Source organism: Geodermatophilus sp. SYSU D00684, from assembly GCF_054050455.1.
Window position 1 is genome coordinate 263,286 of record NZ_JBJGZI010000001.1, and the last position, 23,665, is coordinate 286,950.

Sequence of the window (23,665 nt, forward strand, 5' to 3'; positions counted from 1 at the left end):
CGCACCCGGGGACCGGGTCAGCCTCGGGCGGTCAGTCGTCCGCCCCCGGAGGGGTGCGCCCATGAGCTCGACGCAGGACCCGACGACCCGGACCGGCACGGCGGCGGTCCCGGAGCCCCGGACGGCGCCGCCGGCCCTCACCGACCCGCTGGCCGACCTCGCGACCTTCCCCCTCGTCGAGGCCCTGTTCGGGCGGCGCTCCCGGCGGTTCGCCCTGGGCGACGAGATCCCGGACGGCCCGCTCGCCTACCGGTCCCGGCACGAGCCGGTGCCGCTGACCGAGCTCGAGCGGATGCTGGTCCTCGCCGCCATGGGCGGGACCACGGGCTGGCACCACTCGATCACCCGCAACGCCCGCTACGCGCCCCACCCGGCGAACTACGCCGGCGGCGCGGCCGGGCGCACCTTCCCTTCGGCGGCCGGCTTCCACACGGCCGAGCTGTTCTTCACCGACGACTCCGGCGTGTACTTCTTCCCGACCCGCGACGCCGGCGCCCTGGTCGACCCGGCCACCGAGGAGGTCACCGCCGAGCTGCTGGTGGAGCGGCACCGGGGGCGGGTGCGGCAGCTCTCCGACCGGCGGCTGCACCTGCCGCGCGAGGAGCCCCACCTGGAGGGGCACAACACCTGGTGCGTCAACGTGCCCGGCTCGCTCCTGGTCGTCCCGGTCGCCGACATCGCCCAGCACCTGCTGGCGATCCTCTGCTTCTTCACGCAGAACGGGTACGGGATCTTCGACGACGTCAACGGGCGCGAGATCCCCGGGCTGGAGCGGTTCCGCCACCTGGTGGACGTCGACGCGCCCTACCCGCTGACCTTCACCGAGCAGTACGCGCTGACCGAGGCCACCGCCGAGCTGGCCACCAGCTGCTACGCCGGGGTGCTCGTGCTGCAGGCGATGGGGCTGGGCGGGTGGATGTTCGACGGGATCGACCGGTTCTCGGTGCTGGGGGCCTCGGGGGACGCCGCCGTCCCCGGGCTGGGCTTCCGCTACGACTCGGACGAGCGCTGGGCGGTGCCCAACCCGACCGGGCTGCCGGGCGTCTTCGAGGCGTTCTGCCCGCCGCACCACGCGGACATGGCCGCGGCGGTCGAGGCGTTCGCCGAGCGCAAGTTCGGCGAGGGCGGCCCGTTCCACCCCCGCACGCCCGGCCCGTGGACCGACAGCCCCGGGTTCCGGGGCAGCGCGCAGGTCCACGACGCGGAGTTCAAGGCGTGCGTGGCGCTGCAGGCCCAGTACGTCCTGGACACCTTCGGCAAGTTCCCCGGCACCGTGCCGACGGTGTTCGTCCTCAACTACGTGCAGGCGCACCACCTCGACCTGGAGTTCTACGACCGCTTCTTCCGGCCCGGCTCCTACCTGCGGACGCACGCCGAGCACCTGCAGCGGTGGCACCCCTGAGAGGAGCGCGGCGATGGGCGGGCACGTCCGCGTGGCGAGCCTCGACGTCTGGACCGAGCAGGTCGGCCGCGGTCCCGACGTCCTGCTGATCGGCGGCCTGGGCGACACCGTCGAGTCCTGGCGGTTCCAGCTCGACGGGCTGGCCGGCCGCTACCGCCTGACCGCCGTCGACAACCGCGGCGCCGGCCGGACGGCGATGCCGGAGGAGGGCGCGACCGTGGCGGCGATGGCCGACGACGCGGCCGGTGTCCTGCGCGCCCTCGGTGTCCGGTCGGCGCACGTCGCGGGTTTCTCGGGTGGCAGCCTGATCGGCCAGGAGCTGGCGCTGCGGCACCCCGACGTGGTCCGCAGCCTGGTGCTGCAGAGCACCTGGGCGGCGCTCGACCCGTTCTTCTCCGCGTGGGGGCGCTTCGTCGAGTGGCTGGTCGACACCGCCCCGGACGAGCGGTCGTTCCTGGAGTCCTTCTTCCTGTGGATCTACACACCGCGGGCCCACAACGACGGCACGGTCACCGCGTTCATCGACGAGGTGGTCGCCTTCCCGCACAAGCAGTCGGCAGAGGACGTGCACCGCTTCCTCGCCGACATCTGGCAGTACGACAGCACCGAGCGGCTGCCGCGCATCACCGCGCCGACGCTGGTGCTGGCGGGAGGCAGGGACCCCACTGCCCGACCACACCTGGGACGGGCGGTGGCCGAGGCGATCCCCGGCGCCGTCTTCGAGGTCCTGGAGGAGGAGTCCCACCAGCCCTTCCAGGAGGTGCCGGACCGGTGGAACGCCCGGGTCGACGCCTTCTGGCAGGACGTCGAGGCACGCCTCGCCGCCCCGAGCCCCCGGGCGGTGCCCGAGGGCGAACGACTCCGGGCCGTCGGCCGACCGCCGTCCTGAGCGGGGCCGCCCGGCCGGTGGCGGCGACGGGTCGGGGAGTCAGCCGCCGATCCGGGCGTCCAGCCAGGCGAGCAGGTCGGCGGTCACCTCGTCCCGGTTGGTCTCGTTGAACACCTCGTGGCGGGCGTCGGGGTAGACGCGCTGCTCCACGGGCAGGCCGCGGTCGCGCAGCAAGCCGGCGAGGGCGGTCACCTGGGCGGCGTCCTCGCCGCCGACGGGGTCCCGCTGCCCGGACAGCAGGAGCACCGGCAGGCCGTCCGGCAGCCCGGCGACGGCCTCGGGGGTCGCGGCGCGGGCGCCGAGGGCGAACATGCCGGCGCCGTAGCGGTGGGTGGGCGGGACGTCGTCGCCGCACAGCGGGTCGGCGAGGTAGGCGTCGACCTCGGCGGGGTCGCGGGTCAGCCAGTCGTAGGGCGTGCGGGCGGGCTCGAACGGCGCGTTGAAGGCGGCGAGGGCCTCCATCGGCTGGTCGCCCGCTCCTTCGGCGACCGCGGCCTCGAGCTGCTGCGCCGTCGCGGCGAGGTGCGGCGCCACGCCGATCGGGCCGGACAGCACCAGCCCGGCCAGCCCGTCGCCGTCCCGCTCGGCCGAGGCCAGCGCGACCGCCGAGCCGAGCGAGTGGCCGAGCAGCACGTAGGGGACGCCGGGGTGGTCGGCGGCCAGCCGGCGGCCGAGCTCGCGGACGTCGTCGAGGACGGCGTCGCTGCCCGCGGCGTGTCCGGCGGCAGGGTCGCCGAACCGGCCGGAGCCGGTGGACTCCGCCGTCCGGCCGTGGCCGCGCTGGTCCTGCGCGGCGACGGCGAACCCGCGGGCGGTGAGCGCGGCGGCCAGGCGTGCGTAGCGCCCGGCGTGCTCGGAGAGCCCGTGCACGACCTGCACGACCGCGCGGACCTCGCCGTCGGGGGTCCAGCGGCGCTCGGCCAGCCGCGCGCCGTCGGCGGCGGGGACGAAGGTGGGCTCGGCGGGCAGGGTCATGGGACTGGCCTCCTCGGACGTCGTCGTCGGAGGTCAGCCTGCCGGTCCGCGCGGCGGGCCGCGCGGGGTGGTCAGCCGGCCGGGCGGGAGCGGTGCAGCGCGGGCAGGTGCACCGCCGCGACGGCGCGCCGGCCCAGGCGGACGGCGCGGCTGCCCAGCAGGAGCGCCGCGACCAGCCCGACACCGCCGGCGACGACCGCGACCGCACCCGGGACGGCCTCGCCGGTGACGGCGAGGGCCGCGACGGTCACGAGCGCGACGAGCACCAGCGTGGAGCGGATCCCGTCACTGGGCCGGGGCTGACCGCAGTGCGCCAGGTCGGGATCGCAGTCGGGCGTGAGCGCGCTCATGGGCGACTCCTCGGTCGGGGACCCGTCACGCCGTCCGACGGCGTGACGTCCGTCACACAGACGATAAGCGCAGTGACGCCCGGCGTTCAAGCCGTCGCCGCGGGCGGCCCCTTCACGGTGAGGATCGGGCAGTCCACGGTGAGCAGGATCCGCTGCGCCGCGCTGCCCATGAGCAGCTTGCCGACGGCGACGATCAGCTCGGTCCCGCCGACGAGGCGGGCGATGGGGGTGACGTCGGAGAGCCGGGTGGCGGAGTCGTTGGTGTCGACGGCGCCGACCATGACCAGGCCCATCATCACGAGCAGCGCGTCGTCGGTCTCCCGGGCGAGCGGACCGGGGCCGATGGTGCCGCCGGCGCCCTCGACGTCGAAGACCTGCACGTTGCGGGCCAGGCCGCCGGCCTGGACGACCCGCTGGGAGACGCGCGCGGTGGTGTCCCACCCGCCGCCGGGGCCGGCCGGCGCCATGAGCCGCAGCCGGGAGAGGTCGCCGGGCTGGACGACCGTGCCGGCGCACCCGGACGTGCGGGTTCCGCGGTCGACCCCTGCCGGCACCGTGACGGCCGGGCCCGGGGACCTCGACGGCGTCCCGGCGGGCCCGGCCGGCGGGGTCAGGCCGAGGGCGGCGGGGTCATCTGGGCGATGCGGACGGAGTTGCCGAACGGGTCGCGGAAGCCGAAGTCGATGCCGTAGGGCTGCACCACCGGCTCCTCGGGCAGGTCGACGCCCTTCTCCTTGAGCGCGGCGTGGGTCTTGTGCGCGTCGTCGGTGGTGAGGAACAGGTGGCCGCCGCCGGCGCCCTTGGTGACCAGGTCGCGCACCGTGTCGGCGATCTCCGGGCTCACCGACGGCGGGGCGGGCCGCTCCAGCAGCACCGCGTGGCCGGGGTCGCTGGGCAGGACGACGGTGAGGAAGCGCATCGGCCCGAACTGCTGGTCGGTCTGGACCTCGAAGCCCAGCTTGCCGACGTAGAAGTCCAGCGCCTGGTCCTGGTCGAGGACGTAGAGGGAGGTGATCGAGATGGAGGTCAACATGCCGACGACGCTAGGGGCGGGCATCGGCGGCGGGCTTCTCCGGAACTGCTGTCTTCTCGCTGGGCCGCAGCCAGCGCATGCCGAAGCAGGAGGGCACCGGCGCCAGCGGCCCGCGCCGCCGGTAGACGCTCGGCGGCTCCCCCACGACCTCGGCGAACACCCGGCTGAACGTGCCGAGGCTGGAGAAGCCGACGGCCATGCAGACGTCGGTGACCGTGCGGTCGGTGCTGCGCAGCAGGAACATCGCCCGCTCCACCCGCCGGCGCTGCAGGTACCGGTGCGGCGTCTCGCCGAAGGTCTCCTTGAAGGTGCGGATGAAGTGCGCCTCGGAGACGTGCGCGATGCGGGCGAGCGCCGGGACGTCCAGCGGTTCCCCGTAGGAGCGGTCCATCTCGTCCCGCGCCCGCAGCATGCGCCGGTTGGAGTCCTCGCTGGCCCGGCTCACCCGGGCAGCATCCCAGGGTCTCGACGGGATCCTGACCCACGACGGCGGCACGTCACTCCGCGGAGGGCGGTCCCGGGACGCCGGGAGGGTCGGGCTACCCGTTCACCCCGCGAGCCGGCGGCACCGCGGGCACGGGTCGTCCGCCGCGCGCCAGGGGGCGTCGAGCACCTGCACGATCGCGCCGCAGAGCGCGACCTCGTTCTCCCCCGTCAGCTCCTCCGCGCTGCGGTGCACCTCTACGGCGTGCACGAGCCCCGTCTCCCCGCCCGGGCTCATCCGCGGGGGCCAGCAGGACCGCGGCCGGCCGCACAGGAGGCTCGCGCCGGCCGCACTGACTGTTCGGTCAGTAATCACGTCCCCAGCGTGCCCCGGATCACATCCGGGCGCGCCTCGGACGATGCCGTCTCGTTACCGTGGTGCTGTTCTCGCAGATCAGCGGCTCGTGCCCCTCGTCCTTCTGATCTATGACCGGAGCCGTGGACGTCGTGCTGACCGCTCCAGCGCCTCTGGTGCCGCCGGTCGGGCTGTCGTCCGGGCCGCTGGGTGCGGTGCAGGCCGCGGACCGGGAGATCGCCCGGCAGACCGCGCTGCGGGCGCGGGCGGTGGCGGCGTTCGCGGCGGCGCTGGTCGAGGCGCTCGGCGTGTACGCGGACGCGCTGCCCGACGACGGTCGCACGCGGGGGCAGAGGATGGCCGACTGCCTGCTGGACCTGGTGCTGCGGCCGGGGGAGCACGGGCTGCCGCCGGTGCAGGTGCGCCTGGACGTCGTCGCGCCGCTGGGCGCGCTGCTGGGCGGCGACCAGCCGTGTGAGATCGACGGCCAGGTGGTGCCCGCGGAGGTGGCCCGCGCCCTGCTCACCGCGCTCACCGGCGCCCCGCTGGTCAGCACCGTCGACAGCGATCCCGCCGGCAGGGCGCCCGGTGACACCTCTTCAGCCGGCACCTCTGCAGCCGGCACCACCGCGGCCGACACCGCGCCCACCGGTTCCGCCAGTTCCGCCGGCCCGATCGACGCCGAGACCGAGGCTGCACCGATAGCGCAGGCGCCTCCGCCGGCCAGGGACACCGGGGACGGGCGGCCTGATCCGGACTTCGTGCAGTGGTGGACCGACACGGTGCGCCGGGTACTGGTCGAGGAGCTGGCCGGCGGGCAACCAGCCCTGGTCGGCCTCGCCGAGGTGCAGGCGCGGTGGGCCGCCGAGGAAGGACCGCCCGAGCCCGGTCCGCCGCCGGACGACCGGTCCGCGCCGGGCGAGGCGCCCGACGGGTGGTGGGCGCGGGCCGACCGCGCCGTCGACGACGCCGGCGATGCGCTGCTCACCGCCGAACGGGCGCTCGGCCATGCCCGGCGGATGGTGGCCGCCGCCGAGCGCGCCGCCACCGCCGACGAGGCGGCCTGGGGCGCCGGTCCCGCCGGCCGGGTCACCGCCGCCGGGGACGCGCTCACCGCGCTCGCCGCCGCCACCGACACCGCGCGCGAGGCACTGGCCGGGCTGCTGCGGCGCACCGCCGGCGGCGGGCTGGCCGACCGGCCCCGCCTGGTGCTCACCGACGCCCTCACCGGCGCGCTGCTCACCCTCACCGACCTGCCCGCCCTGCACCGGGCGAACGAGGTCGGCACCGGCCCCGGCGTGCCCGGACCGTCCGCCGGCTACCACCCCGACGCGGCGCTGGACCGGCACGGCCACGCCCGGGACCGGCGCTGCCGGTTCCCCGGCTGCCGCCGCCGCACCGGCCACCTCGACCAGCACACGCCCTGGCCGACCGGGCCCACCGCCGCGCCCGACCTGGCCGGCTACTGCGCCGGCCACCACCGCGGCAAGCACCAGGTCCCCGGCCGGCGGCACCACCTGGCCCCCGACGGCACCCTCACCGTCACCACCCCCGCCGGCCTCACCGCGACGACCACCCCACCGCCCTGCTGAAGCGGGACCCGGGGCGGAGCGCGGACGCGACCCGGGGCGTTGACCGGTCCCGGACCCCGCGGACACGATGACGGCGCACGCCCTGCATGGCCGACCTGCCGTGCGCCGGCCCGAGCGACGGGAGCGACCATGGCGGACACGGAGACGATCACGGTGCCCCACCTCGGCACCTCGACCATCGGCTACCGGTTCGGCAGGCCCTACGACCCCTCGCTCCCGACGCTGGTCCTGGTCAACTCCTTCAGCACGTCCGCCGACCTCTACCGGCCCCAGTTCGCCGACGAGGAACTCGCCGCCACCGCCAACCTGCTCGCGCTCGAGCCCTACGGCCACGGCCGCACCCGTGCCTCGTACGAGCAGTTCACCTACTGGGACTCGGCGATCGCCGACCTGCAGGTCCTCGACGCGCTCGGCATCCCCGAGGCCTTCGTCCTGGGCACGTCACAGGGCGGGTGGGTGGCGGCCCGGATGGCCGTGCTGGCACCGCGCGTCGTGAAGGGCATCGTCCCCCTGGGCACCTCGATGGACCACGAGAGCCCGCGCAGCCGCGACCTGGGCTGCTGGGACGGCGTCGCCTTCTGCACCCCGGCCATCGACGCGCTCGCCGAGGAGGTCGGCGACGACTGGGTCATCCCGCTGGAACTGGTCGACGCCGTCCTCGCCGAGGGGCTCGGCGAGGACGTGTCACCGGCCGAGCGCTCGTTCTGGCACGAGACGCACCAGCGGAACTACAGCGGAGACGACGGCCGCCGCCGTCTCCGGCTCTCCAGCATCAACCTGCGCGACCGCGACGGCCTGCACGGCCGCCTGGACGACGTGCGGTGCCCGGTCCTGTGGATGCACGGCACCGAGGACCCGGTCTACTCCGTCGCGAACGCGGAGCAGGAGATCGCGCTCTTCACGAACAGCGCTGGTGCCGAGCTGCGCGTCGTCGACGGCGGCCGGCACTTCCTGAGCGCCTCGCACCCCGCCGAGGTCGACCACGCCACGATCGACTTCATCCGACGCTGGACGTAGCGACGCCCCGAGGCCCTCGTGCCGACCGTCCGCGGACCCACGACACCGCCGCACCTGCTCCTCACGGCGCTGCTGGTCCTCGGCCTCGCGCTGGCCGCACCCGGCACCGCCTCGGCGCACCCGCTGCTGCTCGCCACCGAACCGGTGGCCGACAGCACCGTGATGACGACCCCGCAGGCGGTCACCCTGACCTTCGCGGCCCGGCCGGCGGGCGGCGAGGTCGCGGTCACCGGGCCGGACGGCGCGTCCGTCGGCGCCGGCCCGGTGGTGCTCGACGGCGCCGTGATGGCCGCACCCGTCGCCCTCACCGCAGCGGGCCGGCACGCCGTCACCTGGTCGGCGGTCTCCGACGACGGTCACCGGCAGCGCGGCGACTTCGTCTTCTACCACGCACCCACGCCGTCGCCGTCCCCGCCGCGGCCGGCCGGGAGCACCCCGCTGCCCACCGCCGGGGAACCCACCCGCACCGACACGGCGTCCACCCCCGACGACGGCGGCGCGCCGGCCCGGGCACTGGCCGTCCTCGTGGCCCTGGGACTCACGACCGTCCTGGCCGCCGGGCTCCTCGCACGGCGCGGACGCCGCTGAGGCGCGGCGGGACCGGCCTCAGTCCGCCTGCTCCCAGCGCCCGCCCGAGCGGGTCACCCGGCCACGCGCCAGCTGCGGGAAGTGGGCGCCCACGCCGGACGTCCCCTGCTCCCCCAGCTCCCGCCACAGCCGCCGGCGGGTGCGGTCGGCGAGGGCGGCGTCGACGTCGCCCATCGACCGCCAGCCCGGTTCGGTCAGCTGCACCGGGCAGGTGACGGCGTCGCCGAGCAGCACCAGGCGCTCGCCGCCGGAGGTCACCGACACGGCCAGGTGCCCCGGCGTGTGCCCGGGCGTCAGCACGGCGTCGACCCCGGGCGTCACGGTGGCGTCCTCCGCGAGCGGACGCAGCCGCGCGGTCCCGGCCCAGCGGAGGAAGCCGGTGCGGACGTGCGCGGCCATCTCCCCCGGCCCGTCCACGAAGTGGGCGCCGTCGGCGGCGCCGAACCAGATCGTCGCGCCGGGGAACACCGGCTCGCCGTCGGGCCCGAAGAGCCAGCCGACGTGGTCGGCGTGCAGGTGCGTGCACACGACGTCGGTCACGTCGTCCGGGTGCACGCCGAGCGCCCGCAGGCCGGTCGGCAGCTGCCCGCCGACGAGCAGCATCCGGTCCGGCAGCGTCTGCGCCTCGGGCCCCATCCCGGCGTCGACCAGGACGACCCGGCCGCCGGTGCGGACGACGAAGCAGCCGATCGGCAGCCAGGCCGCGTCGTCCCGGTCGAACAGCTCCGGGTGCGCGCCGGGCGGGACGTCCCCGCCGAAGTAGCTCCGGCGGGCGACGAACGTCCCGTCCGCGACGGCGTCGACCCGCACGTCCCCGACGCGCACCCGGTCCTGCTCAGCTCGCGCGCTTGCGGGTGGCCCGCTTCTTCGGGCCGGCGGCCGCGGCCTCGATCGCGGCGGCGTCGAGCAGCGGCACCAGGTACCGGCCGGTGTGCGACTCGGGCACCGACGCGACGAACTCCGGCGGCCCCTCGGCCACGACCGTGCCGCCGCGGAACCCGCCCTCGGGCCCCATGTCGATCAGCCAGTCGGCGCTCTTGATCACGTCGAGGTTGTGCTCGATGACGATGACCGAGTTGCCCTTCTCGACCAGGCCCTGGAGCACCTGCAGCAGCTTGCGGATGTCCTCGAAGTGCAGGCCGGTGGTCGGCTCGTCGAGGACGTACACGCTGCGGCCGTTGGACCGCTTCTGCAGCTCGCTGGCCAGCTTGACCCGCTGCGCCTCGCCGCCGGACAGCGTCGTCGCCGGCTGGCCGAGCCGCACGTAGCCCAGGCCGACGTCGGTCAGCGTGCGCAGGTACCGCGAGATCGAGGGGATCGCGGCGAAGAAGTCCGCGGCCTCCTCGATCGGCATGTCGAGGACCTCGGCGACCGTCTTGCCCTTGTAGTGGACCTCGAGCGTCTCCCGGTTGAACCGGGCGCCCTTGCACACCTCGCACGGGACGTAGACGTCCGGCAGGAAGTTCATCTCGATCTTGAGGGTGCCGTCGCCGGAGCACGCCTCGCAGCGCCCGCCCTTGACGTTGAAGGAGAACCGCCCCGGCTGGTAGCCGCGGATCTTCGCCTCCGACGTCTGCGCGAACAGCTTGCGGACCTGGTCCCACACGCCGGTGTACGTGGCCGGGTTGGACCGCGGGGTCCGCCCGATCGGCGACTGGTCGACGTGCACCACCTTGTCCAGGTGCTCGAGCCCGGTGACCGTCCGGTGCCGGCCCGGCACCATCCGCGCCCGGTTCAGCTCGTTGGCCAGGACCGTGTAGAGGATGTCGTTGACCAGGCTGGACTTGCCCGAGCCGGACACCCCGGTGACGCCCACGAGCATGCCCAGCGGGAACGTGACGTCGACGCCCTTGAGGTTGTGCTCCCGGGCGCCCTTGACCACCAGCTCGCGACCGGGCTGCGGCTGCCGCCGCACCTTCGGCACGGTGATCTCCTTGCGGCCCGACAGGTACTGCCCGGTCAGCGACTTCTCGCTGGCGAGCAGCTCCGCGACGGTGCCGCTGACGATCACCTCGCCGCCGTGCTCGCCGGCGCCCGGGCCGATGTCGACCACCCAGTCGGCGGTCTTGATCGTGTCCTCGTCGTGCTCGACGACGATGAGCGTGTTGCCCATGTCGCGCAGCCGGACCAGCGTCTCGATCAGCCGGGTGTTGTCCCGCTGGTGCAGCCCGATCGACGGCTCGTCGAGCACGTACAGGACGCCCACCAGGCCGGAGCCGATCTGCGTGGCCAGCCGGATCCGCTGCGCCTCGCCACCGGCCAGCGTCGCCGCCGGCCGGTCGAGGGACAGGTAGTCCAGGCCGACGTCGACGAGGAACGACAGCCGCGCCTGGATCTCCTTGAGCACGCGGTCGGCGATCGCCCGCTCGCGCTCGCCCAGCTCCAGGGCGCCCAGCCAGTCGGCGGCCTCGCCGATCGACAGGCCGGTCACCTCGGCGATCGAGCGGCCGTTGAGCTTGACCGCGAGGATCTCCGGCTTGAGCCGGGTGCCGTGGCAGACGGGACAGGGCACGTCGCGCATGTAGCCCTCGTACTTGTCCCGCATGTAGTCGCTGTCGGTGTCCTCGTGCCGGCGCTCGAGGAACGGCAGCACGCCCTCGAACGCGGCGTAGTAGCTGCGCTCGCGGCCGTAGCGGTTCCTGTAGCGGACGTGCACCTGGTCCGGGGAGCCGTGCAGGACGGCCTTCTGCACCTTGGCCGGGAGCTCCTCCCACGGGGTGTCCATGGAGAAGCCGAGCTGGTCGGCCAGCCCGGACAGCAGCCGCTGGAAGTACTCGTTGCTCATCGAGCCGGCCCACGGGGCGATCGCGCCCTGCGCCAGGCTCTTCTCCGGGTCGGGGACGACGAGGTCGGGGTCGACCTCCTTGCGCGTCCCGATGCCGGTGCACTCCGGGCAGGCGCCGAAGGGCGAGTTGAAGGAGAACGAGCGCGGCTCGAGCGCCTCGAACGACAGGCCGTCGTCGACGCAGGCCAGGTGCTCGGAGAAGGTCCGCTCGCGCTCCGGGTCGTCCTCGGGCAGGTCGACGAAATCGAGGACGACGAGGCCGCCGGCGAGGCCGAGCGCGGTCTCGACCGAGTCGGTGAGGCGGCGCTTGGCGCTCTCCTTCACCGTCAGCCGGTCGACGATCACCTCGATCGTGTGCTTCTCCTGCTTCTTGAGCTTCGGCGGCTCGGTCAGCGGGTGCACCACGCCGTCGACCCGGACGCGGGAGAAGCCCTGCGTCTGCAGCGAGCTGAACAGGTCGACGTACTCGCCCTTGCGCGCCCGCACGACCGGGGCGAGCACCTGGAAGCGGGTGCCCTCCTCCATGGCGAGCACCTGGTCGACGATCTGCTGGGGCGTCTGCCGGGCGATCGGCTTGCCGCAGTTGGGGCAGTGCGGCTGGCCGGCGCGGGCGTAGAGCAGCCGCAGGTAGTCGTAGACCTCGGTGATGGTGCCGACGGTCGACCGCGGGTTGCGGTTGGTCGACTTCTGGTCGATCGACACCGCGGGCGACAGGCCCTCGATGAAGTCGACGTCGGGCTTGTCCATCTGGCCGAGGAACTGGCGGGCGTAGGCCGACAGCGACTCGACGTAGCGCCGCTGGCCCTCGGCGAAGATCGTGTCGAAGGCCAGGCTCGACTTGCCCGACCCGGACAGCCCGGTGAAGACGATCAGGGCGTCGCGGGGCAGGTCGATGTGGACGTCCTTGAGGTTGTGCTCACGGGCGCCGCGGACGACGAGACGGTCCAAAGTGATCCCTGTCGGTCAGCCGGGCCGGCCGGTCTCGCCGGGCCGCGGAGGGTGTGTCGAGATGTCGATACGGACAACGCCGTCACTGCCCGCGCGCAATCCGTGACGACGGCGACGTTGCCGCCGGTGGGGGTGCTCAGACGGGAGCCGGGGACGGCGCTCCGGCGGGGTCGAACACCGGGGCGTGACGGCGCCAGGGCGCGCGTCGCTCCAGCTCTCCGGCCAGCCAGAGTAGTCGCGTCTCGCTGCCCGGGGGGCCGACCAGCTGGACCGCCAGCGGCACCCCCTCCTCGCGCGTCCCGACGGGCAGCACGACCGCCGGGACCCCGGCCAGGTTCCACGGCCAGGCCCACGGGGCCCACCGGTTGTTGGCGTCGAAGTTCGCCAGGAACCCGCGCTCGTGCCACGGCCGCGCCGGGAGCGGCGGGCCGTTGGTGATCGGGGTCAGCAGCACGTCGAGGTCGTTCCCGGCGAAGAACTCCGCCGTCCGCTCCCGGAACCGCTCGGCGGTCGCCGGCCGGACGAGGCCGGCCCGGCGGGCCAGCCGGCCGAGCCGGGCGTGGGCGCGGCTGCGCGGCTGCAGCGCCGCCCGGTCCAGCCCGAGCGCCGCGGCGTCGTCCTCCGCGCCGGCCAGCCAGCGGGCGGTGGCGCCGAAGGCGGCTCCCCACGGGACCACCGGGGCGTGCTCGACGACGACGTGCCCCGCGCCGCGCAGCAGCCGCGCCGTCCGCTCGACCGCACCCAGGGCCGCGGCGTCCGGCCGGGCCCACGGCACCGGGGAGCGCCGGCCGACGGCGATCCGCAGCGGCCGGCCCGGGTCGGGCGCCGACCGGTCCAGGCCGGGGTCCTCCCCCGCCAGGACGGCGGTGCCCAGCGCGACGTCCTCGACGGTGGTCGCCAGCACGCCGTTGACCGCCATGCCCGACCAGTCGTCGGCGCCGATGCCGCCGGGCAGCACGCCGCGTCCGGGCTTGAGGGTGACCAGGCCGCACGCGGCGGCCGGCAGCCGCAGCGAGCCCATCCCGTCGTTGCCGTGCGCCAGCGGGACCGCGCCCGCGGCGACCGCGGCGGCGCTGCCGCCGGAGCTCCCGGCCGGGGAGAGCGCGGTGTCCCAGGGGTTGCGGGTGACCGTGCCCGGTCCGTCGGTCGCGGCGTAGAGGCACAGCTCGGGGACGCGGGTGATCCCGACGACGACGGCGCCCGCGGCGCGCAGCCGGGCGACGACCTCGTGGTCGGCGTCGGCGAGGGAGGCCGCGGAGCAGCCGTCGGTCACGGTCTCCCCGGCGACGCCGACGTTGTCCTTCACCGCCACCGGGACGCCGGCCAGCGGCAGCGCGGCCCGCCGCGGGTCGGCGTCGACCGCCGCCGCCTCGGCCAGTGCCGCCTCGGCGCGGACCACGCGGAACGCGCCGATCCGGGGCTCGACGTCGGCGAGGTGGGCCAGGTGCGCGCGCACCACCTCGACCGCGGACACCTCGCCCGCGCGCACGCGCGCGGCGAGGACGGAGGCGGGCAGGCCGACGAGCCGGGCGCCGCCCGGAGCTCCGCTAGCGTCCATGCGGGCGACCGTAACCGCGGTCGCCGACAGTTCTCGAACGGAGGCCCGATGACCTACACCGGCGACGTCGAGGTGGGCGGCCCGGCCGACGTGCGGCAGCTGCCCGGGCTCACGATCAGCAAGGTCGCCGTCAGCGAGATGGCGAACAACGCCTACCTGCTGCGGGACACCGCGACCGGGCAGGCGCTGCTCGTCGACGCGGCCGCCGAACCCGAGACGCTGCGCGCCCTCATCGGCGACGCCGACCTGCGCACCGTCGTCACCACGCACGGGCACTGGGACCACCACCGCGCCCTGCCCGACGTCGTCGCGGCCACCGGGGCGCAGACGGTGGCGCACGCCGCCGACGCCGGCGACCTGCCCGTCCCCGTCGACCGGACGGTCGCGCACGGCGACACCGTCGCCGTCGGCGAGCAGGTGCTGGAGGTGGTGCACCTGCGCGGGCACACGCCGGGCAGCGTCGCGCTGGTCTGGCGGGGGCCGGAGGGCGCCGGCACGCACGTCTTCACCGGCGACAGCCTCTTCCCCGGCGGCGTCGGGAACACGCAGCAGGACCCGGAGCGGTTCGCCAGCCTGATCGACGACGTCGAGCAGCGGCTGTTCGCCGTCCTCCCGGACGACACGTGGGTCTACCCCGGCCACGGGAAGGACACGACGCTGGGCGCCGAGCGCCCGTCGCTGCCGGAGTGGCGCGCCCGCGGCTGGTGACCCGGGGGCCCGGCCGGTGCTCAGCGCCGGCCCGGCTCCACCACGATCGTCGTCACGTTCCTGAAGTCCCCGAGGAAGGTGCCCGTACCCGTGATCACGATCTGGTGCGTCCCCGGCGGCAGGGGGTGCACGAGAGCGACGAAGCCGGCACCGACCGAGAGCGCCCGCTGAGGTGGCACCCCGAGGATGTTGTCCTCCGGGAGGTCGAGCGCCAGAAGCGGCGTCTCCACCAGGCTCAGCGGGAAGGGCCTCCCGTCGACGGTGACGGCGAGGGTGCCCCCCGACGCGTCCACGGCTCGCGCGCACTTGCGCAGCTCGGCCTCGTTGCCGCCGAAGAAGGGCGGGGGCTCCACGGTGCTGCACTCGATGGTCACGGCCGGGACGAAGATCCGGGTGCCCGGCTCCACGGTGCACGTCGGCGGGACGGCGGGATCCAGCGTGAACGGCGCGACCACGCGACCGCCCAGGTCGATGCACCAGGGGTCCCCCGCGGCCAGCGGGTTCTCGGGCACGGGCGTCTCGAGAACCGTCTCCCAGAGCTCCCCGAGCAGGGTCCGCAGCTGACGGTCCGGTGCCGCGGACGCCGCCGGGGCGGTGACGACGACGGCCACCAACGCGGCCAGCAGGATGCGGATGACGCGCATGATCGGATCCCCCTCCCCGACGTCCGGCGCCGACCGGGTGGACGGTGCCGGTCACTCGCGCCTGCACGGTCCCCAGCCCCGCGGCGGGCGTCCACGTCCCGGAGCACCGGGCGCCACCTCGACGACCGGTCGCCGCGCGGCTGTCGTCCTCCTGCGAGGTCGTGCTCGCGCTGTGTAGCGGGGCTGGTCACAGGTGCCCCGGAGGGTCGCCCGGTGCGACCATCTGTCCCTGCGCCGGCGACCGTCGGCAGCTCCCGGAGGTCGGGGAGCCGGCGTGTAGGCCAGGACGGCCGGCGGCGGGTCACGAGGAGGCTCCGATGCACTCCCAGGCGAAGCAAGAAGCGCAGGAAGCCCTGTTCACCGCGATCAGGGACCAGGCCGAGAAGAACATGCGGTCCGCGATGCGGCCCGCCGAGAAGGCCGCGCTCCTGCGCCGGCTGGCGGAGGCCTACCGGCTCACCGCCGGCGGCCCGATGCCCGAGACCCCCTCCCGCCGGACGGCGCCCGCGCCGCGGAAGGCCGCGGACGACGGGGCGCCCCCGCGGACACGCACCGCCTGAGCACCGTCGGCCGGCGCGCCCGGGATCGCGGGACCCCGGGCGCGCGGGCCTCAGCGGCTCACTTGCGGCCGGGCGTCCAGTCCATGCCCCAGCCGTAGGTGCGGTCGAGCACGTCCTGGCCGCCGTGCACGTAGCGCACCTCGCGGTTGACGACGAGCTGCCCGCCCTGGTTCTGGATCATCGCGATCGCGCAGATGCGGGCACGCGGGTCGTGCTCGTCCAGGCGCACCTCGATCTGCGGCCCGTTCGCCGGGAACATCGTGACGACGGCGTCGGCCTGGCCCCAGTTCGGCACGCCCTCGTAGATGAGCGCGAACACGAGGATCCGGCGGATCAGCTGCGTGTGCTGCAGGTCGATCATCAGGTTCTCGCCACCGCTGTTGGCGCCCGACCGGTCGTCGCCGTCCAGCCACACGATCGACCCGCCGTTGCCCAGCGTGTGCTGCCCGCGGAACGCGTTGCCCAGCGCCTGGATGACGCCCTTGGAGCCGTCGGCGTACTCGTAGAGGCAGCCGAGGTCGAGGTCGATCGCCCCGCCGCCGGCGGCCGCGGCCAGCCGCTTGAGGAAGCCGCCGCCCCCGCCGCCGCCACCGGGACGGGAGTTCCAGTTCAGGTTGACCCGCAGGACGCCGGTGGTGCCGGCCGTCTTCGTCAGCGAGACCGACGGCGCCGACTTCGTCAGCGACACCTTCTCCAGGTTCACCCCGCCCTGCTGCGGCGGGGCCGGCGGCTGCTGGCCGTACTGCTGGCCGTACGGGTCCTGCTGCGGCGGCTGCCCGTAGGGGGGCTGGCCCTGCGGCGGGTAGGGCGGCTGGCCCTGCGGCGGGTACGGGGGCTGCCCCTGGTACGGCGGCTGCCCGTACGGCTGACCCGGCGGGGGGTACGGCGGCTGCCCGGGCGGCGGGTACTGGCCCGGCGGCGGGTAGGGCGGCTGCCCCTGGTGCGGCGGCTGGCCGTAGGGCTGCCCCGGCGGCGGCTGCGGGGGCTGGTACGGCGGCGGCTGCGGCGGGGCCGGAGGGGTCTCCGGCTGCGGCGGCGGGGACTTCGGGCGCTTCGTGTAGTCGACCAAGGGGGCCTCCCCGCAGGTCGCCCGACCGGGCCGACCCGCGCTCTGAGCGGCGGACACGTCCCCCCGACCCTATGTGCCGCCGCTACCCTCCGGCCCATGCCGCGCGGTGCCCCCTCGCCCTCCCCTGCCGTGTACGGGATCGACCTGGGCACCACGTACAGCTGCCTGGCGCAGGTCGACGACGACGGCGCCGCGCGGGTCGTCCCCCTCCTCGACGGCGCCCCGACGCTGCCCAGCGTCGTCCTGTTCGTCGGCCCCGACGACTACGTCACCGGCGAGCGCGCCCGCGTCCTGGCCCGCGCCCGGCCCGACGACGTCTGCACGCTGGTCAAGCGGCGCATGGGCGACAGCACGTGGCGGTTCGTCAGCCACGGCCGGTCCTGGTCGGCGCCCGCGGTCAGCAGCCTGGTGCTCAAGGCGCTGGTCAGCGAGACGAGCTTCTCCACGCAGGGCCCGGTGCAGGACGTCGTCATCACCGTGCCCGCCTACTTCGGCGACGAGGAGCGGCGGGCCACCCGGCTGGCCGGCGAGTACGCGGGCCTCACCGTCCTCGACGTCATCAACGAGCCGACGGCGGCCGCGCTGGCCTACGGCTTCGCCCGCCTCGACGGCGGCGGACCGGCCGGGCACCTCGAGGAGGTCGCGCTCGTCTACGACCTCGGCGGCGGCACCGTCGACGTCGCGGTCGTGGAGCTGGCCGACCGGCGGCTGGCCGTCGTCGCCACCGACGGCGACCACGAGCTCGGCGGCGCGGACTGGGACGAGAAGCTCGCCGTCCACCTGTCGCACGCCTTCCTCGCCGCCCACCCCGACGCCGAGGACCCGCTCGACGACGGCGCCGGCGGCCAGGCGCTGGTGCTCGCCGCCGAGCGGGCCAAGCGCGGGCTCAGCGTCCGGGAGTCCGTCGTCGTGCCGGTCGAGCACGACGGCCGCCGGGTGGACGTGCCGGTGACCCGCGCCGAGTTCGAGCGGCTCACCGCGGGCCTGCTCGACCGCACGGTGGAGCTGACCCGCGCGGCGGTGGCGGCGGCCCGCGCCCGCGGCGTGGACCGGATCGACCGGGTGCTGCTGGTCGGCGGCTCGACCCGGATGCCCGCCGTCGCGCGGCGGCTGACCGCCGAGCTCGGCGTGCCGGCCGAGGTGCACGACCCCGACCTCGCCGTCGCCAGGGGCGCCGCGGTCTACGGCCGCAAGAAGCAGCTGGAGCGGCTGCTCACCGCCGACCTGGTCACCCGGGGGCAGCTGCGCGACGGCACGCCGCTGGAGTACGCCGCCCCCGCCGACGTCGACGCCGCCTGCGCCCGCCTCGGCGACGCCGTGGGCCTGTCCGCGGCGCAGGTGCGGCGCACGGTGGAGGTCCAGGTCCTCAACACCGTCTCCCGGGGCTTCGGCGTCCTCGCGCTGGACCGGTTCGGCGAGCCGTCGGCGGTCTTCCTGGTGCACCGCGACGACCGGCTGCCGGTCGCCGTCCGCCGCTCGTTCGGCACCGTGCACGACGACCAGCGGGTGGTCACCATCCGGGTGGTCGAGCAGGGCGGCGGCGCCGAGTCCGCCCGGCCCGAGGACGCCAAGCTGCTCGCCGAGGCCTCCATCGAGGACATCCCGCCCGGGTACCCCGCCGGCACCGAGATCCAGGTCGTGCTGCGGATGGGCTTCGACGGCATCCTCGAGCTGACCGCGCTGCACGAGGGGCTGGCCGACCGCCCGCTGACCGTGCGGGTGGAGACCGGCGCGGCGCTGAGCCAGGCCGACGTCGCCCGCGAGCGCGCGCAGGTCGGCCGGGTCCGCCGCCGGCAGGACTGAGCCGATGACGCTGCCGCCGTTCGACGGCAACGGCTACCGCAAGCGGGTCCTCGCCGCGATCGAGCGCCGCGGCGGCCCCGACGCCACCGACCCCTTCGAGGTCTACGACCTCCCGCTGGAGGCCGCGGCGTCGCTGACCGACGACGAGGTCGCCCGCCGGGTCGACGAGGTCTGGGCGTTCTGGCAGAAGCAGCGCGACCACCCCAAGTACCGCGGGCTGGTGACCGCGCTGCTGCGGTCCCACGACGCCCTCGCCGCTCAGCTGGGCACCCCCGGCGGGCGGCAGTGGCTGGCCGGGCAGACCCGCGCGGAGCGGGAGCGGCGGGAGGCGGCCCGGTTCGCCGGGCTCGACGCCGCCCTGGAGCGGCTGGCCGAGCGCTTCGGCGGCGTGCCGGCGGACAAGGTCGACGGGCTGCGCGCCCTGGCCGCCGCCGCGGGCGTCGGGGACGCCGAGTTCGAGGCCCGGCTGCGCCGCCACCGGCGGCTCGGCGCCGCCCCGGCCGCCGACGACGCCGTCCTGCGGCAGGTCCGCGACGGGCTGGAGGAGCTCGGCCGGATCGAGGGCACCCCGGTGCCGGGCCTGCACGCGTTCCTCGAGCTGCCTCCGACGGCGGACCGGGAGACCGTGCGCCGCCGCCGCGACGCGCTGCTGGTCCTCAACCGGCAGCGCCGCCCCGACCGGCGCCGCGCGCTCGTCGACGACCTGCTGGCCGCCGTGGGCGCGCTGCTGGTCGACGGCGACCCGGACCGCTACCTCGACGCCCTGGCCGCCGACGTCCGCGAGGCGCTGCGCCCGCGGGTGGCCGCCGCGGTGCTCGTCGAGGACCGGCTCACCCCCGCCGACGCGCACGTCCTCGTGCAGGAGGCGATGGCCGCCGGGCTCGACCCGCGGCGCGCCGCCGCCGTCGTCACCGAGCTGGCCGCCGCGGCCGGCACCGCGGTCGAGCCGGTCCCGCCACCGCCCGTGCCCGGCCGGGGCGACTGGCAGGCGGAGGTGTCCGCGGCCCGGGCGGCGCTGCGGGCCGGGCGGCCGGTCGCCGCGCGCCGGCACGCCGCCGCCGCGCTGGCCGCGGCCGGCGGCATGCAGCCGCCGGTCCGCGCGGTGCAGGACGAGGCGGCGGAGGCGGTCGCGCGGGCGGAGGCGGCCTGGCGCGGCGTGGGCCCCGCCGTCGCCGCCCGGCGCCACGCGGCGGCCGCCGCCGCGCTCGAGCAGCTGGTCGCCACGGCCGCCGACGTCCCCGGCCCGGACGGGGAGGACGCCGCCGAGCTGCTCCGGCGGTCGCGGGAGGCGCTGGCGCTGGCCGACGCGGTCCTCGCCCCGCCCAGCACCGGCCGGGACCGCGAGGACGCGCTGCTGGCCGCCCTCGACGCCGTCGCCGACCACCCCGCCGCCCGGGCCGAGCTCGCCGCGCTGGCCGTCGCGCCCGCCAGCGACGTCGTCGTCGCCCCGGCGCCCGGCGGCGCCCGCGAGGTGCGCTGGACGGCGTCGGCGTCGGCGGGCCCGGTCGAGTACCGGGTGCTGCGGGTGCGCCCGGACGGCACCCGGCAGGTGGTCGGGTCGACCACGGTCACGGCGCTCGAGGACGGCGGGTACGGCGAGGTCGCCGGCTACGTCGTCGTCGCGTCCCGGCTCGGGGTCGCGGCGCCCGAGGCGCACGGCGGGGACGCCCGGCCGCGGCCCGCCGCCGTCCCGCTGCCGCCGGTGACCGGCGTCGTGCTGCGGGGCGGCCGGCTGCGCTGGGACTGGCCCCCGGGCTGCACCGAGGTGGTCGTCGTGCTGCGGGCGGACGCGCCGCCGGTGGGCCCCGACGACCCGGCCGGCACCCGCCGCAAGGTCACCAACGCGCGCTACGAGATCGACGGCGGGCTGCCGGTCCCGGCGGCGCCCGGCCACGTCGCGGTGTTCCCGGCCACCCGGGTGGACGGCCGGCTGGTGGTGTCCGGCGAGGGGGCGCGGCTGCGGCCGGCCTGAGCGCCCACCGGCAGCCAGCGGTCCCACCAGGCGAGCAGGTGCTCGAACCGGGCCAGCCGGTGCCGGGGCCGGCCGGAGCGGGACAGCTCGTGGCCCTCGCCGGGGAACAGCAGCAGCGCGCTCGGCACGCCCCGCTGCTGCAGCGCGACGAACAGCCGCCGGCCCTGCTCGACCGGGCAGCGCTCGTCCTGCTCGGAGTGGACGACGAGGGTCGGCGTGCGGATCGACGCCGCCTGCGCCAGCGGGCTCACCGGCTCGGTGCCCATGTACGCGTCGGCGTACCACCAGCCGATGTCGCTGGAGCCGGCGAACGACGCCGGGTCGGTCACCGCCCGCTCCACGACGGCGGCCGCGAACCGGTCGGTGCGGGTGAGCAGCAGCGCGGTGAGGAACCCGCCGTAGGAGCCGCCGTGGACCCCGACCCGCTCCGCGTCCAGCGCCGGGTCGGCCAGCGCGGCGTCGAGGAAGGCCAGCACGTCCACGGCGTCCCGGTCGCCCCAGGCCCCGACGACGGCGCGGGCGTGCTCCTCCCCGTAGCCGGACGAGCCGCGCGGGTTGCACTGCACCACCGCGTAGCCCGCCGACGCGTACACCTGCGTCTCGTCCAGCAGCGACCAGCCGTACTGGGCGAAGGGCCCGCCGTGCACCAGCAGCAGCACCGGGTGCGGGCCGGGGCCGTCGGGCACGGTGACCCAGCCGTGCACCTCCGCGCCGTCGGGGGCGACCACGGTGCGCTCGGCGGCGCGGTGCAGCCGGCCGGTGGCGCCGAGCGCGGCGCCGAAGCCGGTGAGCAGCCGCCGCCGGCCGGGGGTGATCGCGATCAGCTCCCCCGCCGACCGGTCGTGCGCGACGGTGGCGACGACGACCCCGCCCCCGGCCGCGACCCCGCGCACGGTGAACGGCCCCTCGACCAGCGCCTCGGGCGCGCCGCCGTCGAGGGGCACCCGCAGCAGCGTCACCGAGCCGCGCCGTTCGACGCCGACCAGCGCCGCGCCGCCGCAGAGCACCGTCGCCGGCGTCTCGTCGCCGCGGTGGGTCTCCCGCGGGTCGAGCACGGCCTCCAGCGGACCGCCGGCGGCCGGCACCCGGCACAGCGTCAGCCCGCGCCCGGCGACGTCGAGCCCGTCGGGGCCGAGGTCGGGGCGGGCGGTCACGTAGATCCACGTCCCGGCCGGGTCGAACGCCGGCAGCCGGCACTCGCCGCGGCCGCGGGTCACCCGGCGCGGCTCCCCGCCGGTCACCGGGACCAGCCACACGTCGCGGACGCAGTCGCGGTCGGCGCGGGCGTGCCGGGCGGAGACGAACGCCAGCGTGCCGCCGTCGGGCGACCAGGCGACGTCGGTGTCCTCGCCGCGGCCGTCGGTGAGCTGCCGGGCCTCGGGCGGGTCGCCGGTGTCGTCGAGCGGGTCCGGGGGCAGGTCGAGGACGAACACGCAGCTGGGGCGGTCGGCGGTGTAGCCGACGTCGTCGACCCGGTGCCGCAGCCGGGTGACCAGCCGCGGCGGCTCGGCCTCCGGCGGCACGTCCTCGGCGGTGCCGTAGCGGCCCTCCTCGGGCACCCGGGCCACCCAGGCCAGCCGGCGGGAGTCCGGTGACCACACCGGGGCGCCGGCGCCCAGCGGCGCGTCGGTGAGCCGGCGCGGCGCGCCACCCGCGGTGGGCAGCAGGTGCAGCTGCGGGTGCCCGCCGGGCGCGGCCGACAGGTAGGCCAGCCAGCGGCCGTCCGGGGAGAACGCCGGGGCGGAGTCGCGGGCGCCGGAGGTCAGCGGACGGGCCGACGCCGAGCCGTCGGTGGGGACGGCCCACAGCTGGGCGCGGTAGGCGTCGGCGTCCAGGTCGGGCCGGCTGACCGCGACCACGGCCATGCGCCCGTCCGGCGAGACCGCCGGCGTCCCCGGCGTCCGCAGCAGGGCGAGGTCGGCGGGCCGCATGGCCCACCGAGCGTAGTGCAGTCGTCACCCCCGGCCGGGGTCCCGCGCGGGGACCCGGCCGGGGAGCGCTCAGTGCTGCTGCTGGGCGCGGGCGACCAGCCGCTGGCCGAGCGAGCCGGCCTGGCTGTCGGTGAGCAGCTGGGTCTGCGACTCCACCAGCCGCAGCACCGCCGGGTCCTCCCGGGCGATCTCCGAGGACTGCAGCAGGATCGTGCCCTTGCCGGTGAAGTCGTACTGCCGCTCCTCGCCCGAGGCGCGGCCGAGCGCGCCGGTGAGCGCGCCGAGGAAGCTCTGGGTCATCCACTGGGCGTCGTGGTGCACCGACGGCGCCGGGCAGTCGGCCCAGCCGAGCAGCGCCTCGGGGTCGGCCCGGAACGGCGGCTCGACGAAGATCACCGGCCCGTTGGACGAGGCGATGAACTTCCCCGTCCCGATGAGGGTGACGAAGCCCGGGACGATCGACTGCTTGAGCTCCAGGTCCTTGGAGAACGCGCAGAGGTTGCCGGCCTTGATCGTCAGGTTGCCGTCGTCGAGGTCGTAGGAGTTCAGGTCGAACCCGCGGTCCCCGATGAGCACCTTGCCGTGGCCCTGGGCGACCACCCAGTCCTGCACGTAGACGGGGCTGGAGAACCGGTGGGCCACCCATGCCTGCACCGAGGAGTACTCGCTGACGGCGTCGAACTGGACGTTGCCGTAGTAGGCGAGCATCGCGCCCTTGCTCATGAACCACTCGCCGTTGAGCGCGATGCAGAAGACGTAGGGGTTGACGTTGTCGTCGTCGGGCAGCGACTGCGCGTTGAGCGTGCTCGGCACGCCGGCCGGCGGCCCGGCGGGGGGCTGGCCGTACCCGGGCGGCGGGGGCTGCCCGTAGCCGGGCTGGGGCGGCTGCCCGTACGCGGGCTGGCCGTAGCCGGGCTGCGGGGGCTGGCCGTACCCGGGCTGGGGCGGCTGCCCGTACCCCGGCTGGCCGTGGCCCGGCTGCGGGGGCTGGCCGTACCCCGGCTGGGGCTGGCCGCCGTAGGGGTTGCCGCCGCCGTAGGGGTTGTTCGGCGGGTAGGTCATC

Annotated in this window: 21 protein-coding genes; 8 read left to right on the forward strand and 13 right to left on the reverse strand. The window is 76.2% G+C overall.

The genetic code is table 11. The features are described 5' to 3' along the window. The first annotated feature begins 61 nt into the window (after positions 1–61). Positions 62–1,402, forward strand: a complete 1,341-nt coding sequence (locus ACI79L_RS01255; protein ID WP_456935021.1) for a hypothetical protein — start codon at positions 62–64, stop codon at positions 1,400–1,402. Between the two features lie 13 nt (positions 1,403–1,415). Then, on the forward strand, positions 1,416–2,291 hold the full coding sequence (locus ACI79L_RS01260) for an alpha/beta fold hydrolase (protein ID WP_456935022.1): 876 nt from the start codon (positions 1,416–1,418) through the stop codon (positions 2,289–2,291). A gap of 39 nt (positions 2,292–2,330) precedes the next feature. On the opposite strand, the gene ACI79L_RS01265 is transcribed toward ACI79L_RS01260, so the two are convergent. From ACI79L_RS01265 to ACI79L_RS01290, 6 genes are all read right to left on the reverse strand, one after another. Continuing rightward, positions 2,331–3,266, reverse strand: coding sequence for an alpha/beta fold hydrolase (locus ACI79L_RS01265; protein ID WP_456935023.1), 936 nt, complete (start codon positions 3,264–3,266; stop codon positions 2,331–2,333). A 71-nt stretch (positions 3,267–3,337) separates the two neighbouring features. Then, positions 3,338–3,616: a hypothetical protein gene (locus tag ACI79L_RS01270; protein ID WP_456935024.1), complete on the reverse strand. Its 279-nt coding sequence runs from the start codon at positions 3,614–3,616 to the stop codon at positions 3,338–3,340. Positions 3,617–3,702: 86 nt separating this feature from the next. Next, positions 3,703–4,170 (reverse strand): hypothetical protein, encoded by a 468-nt coding sequence (locus ACI79L_RS01275; RefSeq protein ID WP_456935025.1) that lies wholly within the window; start codon positions 4,168–4,170, stop codon positions 3,703–3,705. Positions 4,171–4,226: 56 nt separating this feature from the next. Then, positions 4,227–4,649, reverse strand: coding sequence for a VOC family protein (locus ACI79L_RS01280; protein ID WP_387993008.1), 423 nt, complete (start codon positions 4,647–4,649; stop codon positions 4,227–4,229). A gap of 10 nt (positions 4,650–4,659) precedes the next feature. After that, positions 4,660–5,094, reverse strand: a complete 435-nt coding sequence (locus tag ACI79L_RS01285; RefSeq protein ID WP_456935026.1) for a helix-turn-helix domain-containing protein — start codon at positions 5,092–5,094, stop codon at positions 4,660–4,662. Between the two features lie 102 nt (positions 5,095–5,196). Beyond that, positions 5,197–5,343, reverse strand: a complete 147-nt coding sequence (locus tag ACI79L_RS01290; RefSeq protein WP_456935027.1) for a hypothetical protein — start codon at positions 5,341–5,343, stop codon at positions 5,197–5,199. Between the two features lie 215 nt (positions 5,344–5,558). Between ACI79L_RS01290 and ACI79L_RS01295 the strand changes: the two genes are divergently transcribed. The 3 genes from ACI79L_RS01295 to ACI79L_RS01305 all read left to right on the forward strand — a co-directional run bounded on the left by ACI79L_RS01295 (position 5,559) and on the right by ACI79L_RS01305 (position 8,624). Then, positions 5,559–7,019, forward strand: a complete 1,461-nt coding sequence (locus ACI79L_RS01295) for a hypothetical protein (RefSeq protein WP_456935028.1) — start codon at positions 5,559–5,561, stop codon at positions 7,017–7,019. A gap of 129 nt (positions 7,020–7,148) precedes the next feature. Beyond that, a complete protein-coding gene (locus ACI79L_RS01300) occupies positions 7,149–8,036 on the forward strand; it encodes an alpha/beta fold hydrolase (protein WP_456935029.1) in 888 nt (295 codons plus the stop codon). Between the two features lie 18 nt (positions 8,037–8,054). Then, on the forward strand, positions 8,055–8,624 hold the full coding sequence (locus ACI79L_RS01305) for a copper resistance CopC family protein (RefSeq protein ID WP_456935030.1): 570 nt from the start codon (positions 8,055–8,057) through the stop codon (positions 8,622–8,624). Between the two features lie 18 nt (positions 8,625–8,642). On the opposite strand, the gene ACI79L_RS01310 is transcribed toward ACI79L_RS01305, so the two are convergent. The 3 genes from ACI79L_RS01310 to ACI79L_RS01320 all read right to left on the reverse strand — a co-directional run bounded on the left by ACI79L_RS01310 (position 8,643) and on the right by ACI79L_RS01320 (position 13,915). Further along, positions 8,643–9,449, reverse strand: coding sequence for an MBL fold metallo-hydrolase (locus ACI79L_RS01310; protein WP_456935031.1), 807 nt, complete (start codon positions 9,447–9,449; stop codon positions 8,643–8,645). 10 nt (positions 9,450–9,459) lie between these two features. Continuing rightward, a complete protein-coding gene (gene uvrA, locus ACI79L_RS01315; protein ID WP_456935032.1) occupies positions 9,460–12,357 on the reverse strand; it encodes an excinuclease ABC subunit UvrA in 2,898 nt (965 codons plus the stop codon). Positions 12,358–12,493: 136 nt separating this feature from the next. After that, positions 12,494–13,915 (reverse strand): amidase, encoded by a 1,422-nt coding sequence (locus tag ACI79L_RS01320; RefSeq protein WP_456935033.1) that lies wholly within the window; start codon positions 13,913–13,915, stop codon positions 12,494–12,496. Between the two features lie 48 nt (positions 13,916–13,963). Between ACI79L_RS01320 and ACI79L_RS01325 the strand changes: the two genes are divergently transcribed. Then, complete coding sequence (locus ACI79L_RS01325) at positions 13,964–14,623, forward strand: MBL fold metallo-hydrolase (RefSeq protein ID WP_456935034.1); 660 nt, start codon at positions 13,964–13,966, stop codon at positions 14,621–14,623. A gap of 20 nt (positions 14,624–14,643) precedes the next feature. On the opposite strand, the gene ACI79L_RS01330 is transcribed toward ACI79L_RS01325, so the two are convergent. Further along, entirely contained in the window at positions 14,644–15,267 is a 624-nt protein-coding gene (locus ACI79L_RS01330) for a hypothetical protein (protein WP_456935035.1), read from the reverse strand. Positions 15,268–15,584: 317 nt separating this feature from the next. Here ACI79L_RS01330 and ACI79L_RS01335 point away from each other — a divergent pair, with 317 nt between their 5' ends. After that, on the forward strand, positions 15,585–15,827 hold the full coding sequence (locus ACI79L_RS01335) for a hypothetical protein (RefSeq protein ID WP_456935036.1): 243 nt from the start codon (positions 15,585–15,587) through the stop codon (positions 15,825–15,827). 58 nt (positions 15,828–15,885) lie between these two features. Here the strand turns inward: ACI79L_RS01335 and ACI79L_RS01340 are convergent, their stop codons facing one another. Further along, complete coding sequence (locus tag ACI79L_RS01340) at positions 15,886–16,896, reverse strand: TerD family protein (RefSeq protein WP_456935037.1); 1,011 nt, start codon at positions 16,894–16,896, stop codon at positions 15,886–15,888. Between the two features lie 96 nt (positions 16,897–16,992). Between ACI79L_RS01340 and ACI79L_RS01345 the strand changes: the two genes are divergently transcribed. Then, positions 16,993–18,699, forward strand: a complete 1,707-nt coding sequence (locus ACI79L_RS01345) for an Hsp70 family protein (protein WP_456935038.1) — start codon at positions 16,993–16,995, stop codon at positions 18,697–18,699. 1,848 nt (positions 18,700–20,547) lie between these two features. On the opposite strand, the gene ACI79L_RS01350 is transcribed toward ACI79L_RS01345, so the two are convergent. Both ACI79L_RS01350 and ACI79L_RS01355 read right to left on the reverse strand, forming a co-directional pair. Beyond that, positions 20,548–22,602, reverse strand: coding sequence for a prolyl oligopeptidase family serine peptidase (locus ACI79L_RS01350; RefSeq protein ID WP_456935039.1), 2,055 nt, complete (start codon positions 22,600–22,602; stop codon positions 20,548–20,550). Positions 22,603–22,671: 69 nt separating this feature from the next. After that, positions 22,672–23,664: an AIM24 family protein gene (locus ACI79L_RS01355; protein WP_456935040.1), complete on the reverse strand. Its 993-nt coding sequence runs from the start codon at positions 23,662–23,664 to the stop codon at positions 22,672–22,674. Position 23,665: the final 1 nt, after the last annotated feature.

Bases quoted from the DNA above. Each gene is read 5' to 3' on its own strand.
- ACI79L_RS01255 (WP_456935021.1), top strand. From the start codon at position 62: ATGAGCTCGACGCAGGACCCGACGACCCGGACCGGCACGGCGGCGGTC.
- ACI79L_RS01260 (WP_456935022.1), top strand. From the start codon at position 1,416: ATGGGCGGGCACGTCCGCGTGGCGAGCCTCGACGTCTGGACCGAGCAG.
- ACI79L_RS01265 (WP_456935023.1), bottom strand. From the start codon at position 3,266: ATGACCCTGCCCGCCGAGCCCACCTTCGTCCCCGCCGCCGACGGCGCG.
- ACI79L_RS01270 (WP_456935024.1), bottom strand. From the start codon at position 3,616: ATGAGCGCGCTCACGCCCGACTGCGATCCCGACCTGGCGCACTGCGGT.
- ACI79L_RS01280 (WP_387993008.1), bottom strand. From the start codon at position 4,649: ATGTTGACCTCCATCTCGATCACCTCCCTCTACGTCCTCGACCAGGAC.
- ACI79L_RS01295 (WP_456935028.1), top strand. From the start codon at position 5,559: ATGACCGGAGCCGTGGACGTCGTGCTGACCGCTCCAGCGCCTCTGGTG.
- ACI79L_RS01300 (WP_456935029.1), top strand. From the start codon at position 7,149: ATGGCGGACACGGAGACGATCACGGTGCCCCACCTCGGCACCTCGACC.
- ACI79L_RS01320 (WP_456935033.1), bottom strand. From the start codon at position 13,915: ATGGACGCTAGCGGAGCTCCGGGCGGCGCCCGGCTCGTCGGCCTGCCC.
- ACI79L_RS01325 (WP_456935034.1), top strand. From the start codon at position 13,964: ATGACCTACACCGGCGACGTCGAGGTGGGCGGCCCGGCCGACGTGCGG.
- ACI79L_RS01330 (WP_456935035.1), bottom strand. From the start codon at position 15,267: ATGCGCGTCATCCGCATCCTGCTGGCCGCGTTGGTGGCCGTCGTCGTC.
- ACI79L_RS01335 (WP_456935036.1), top strand. From the start codon at position 15,585: ATGCACTCCCAGGCGAAGCAAGAAGCGCAGGAAGCCCTGTTCACCGCG.
- ACI79L_RS01345 (WP_456935038.1), top strand. From the start codon at position 16,993: ATGCCGCGCGGTGCCCCCTCGCCCTCCCCTGCCGTGTACGGGATCGAC.
- ACI79L_RS01350 (WP_456935039.1), bottom strand. From the start codon at position 22,602: ATGCGGCCCGCCGACCTCGCCCTGCTGCGGACGCCGGGGACGCCGGCG.
- ACI79L_RS01355 (WP_456935040.1), bottom strand. From the start codon at position 23,664: ATGACCTACCCGCCGAACAACCCCTACGGCGGCGGCAACCCCTACGGC.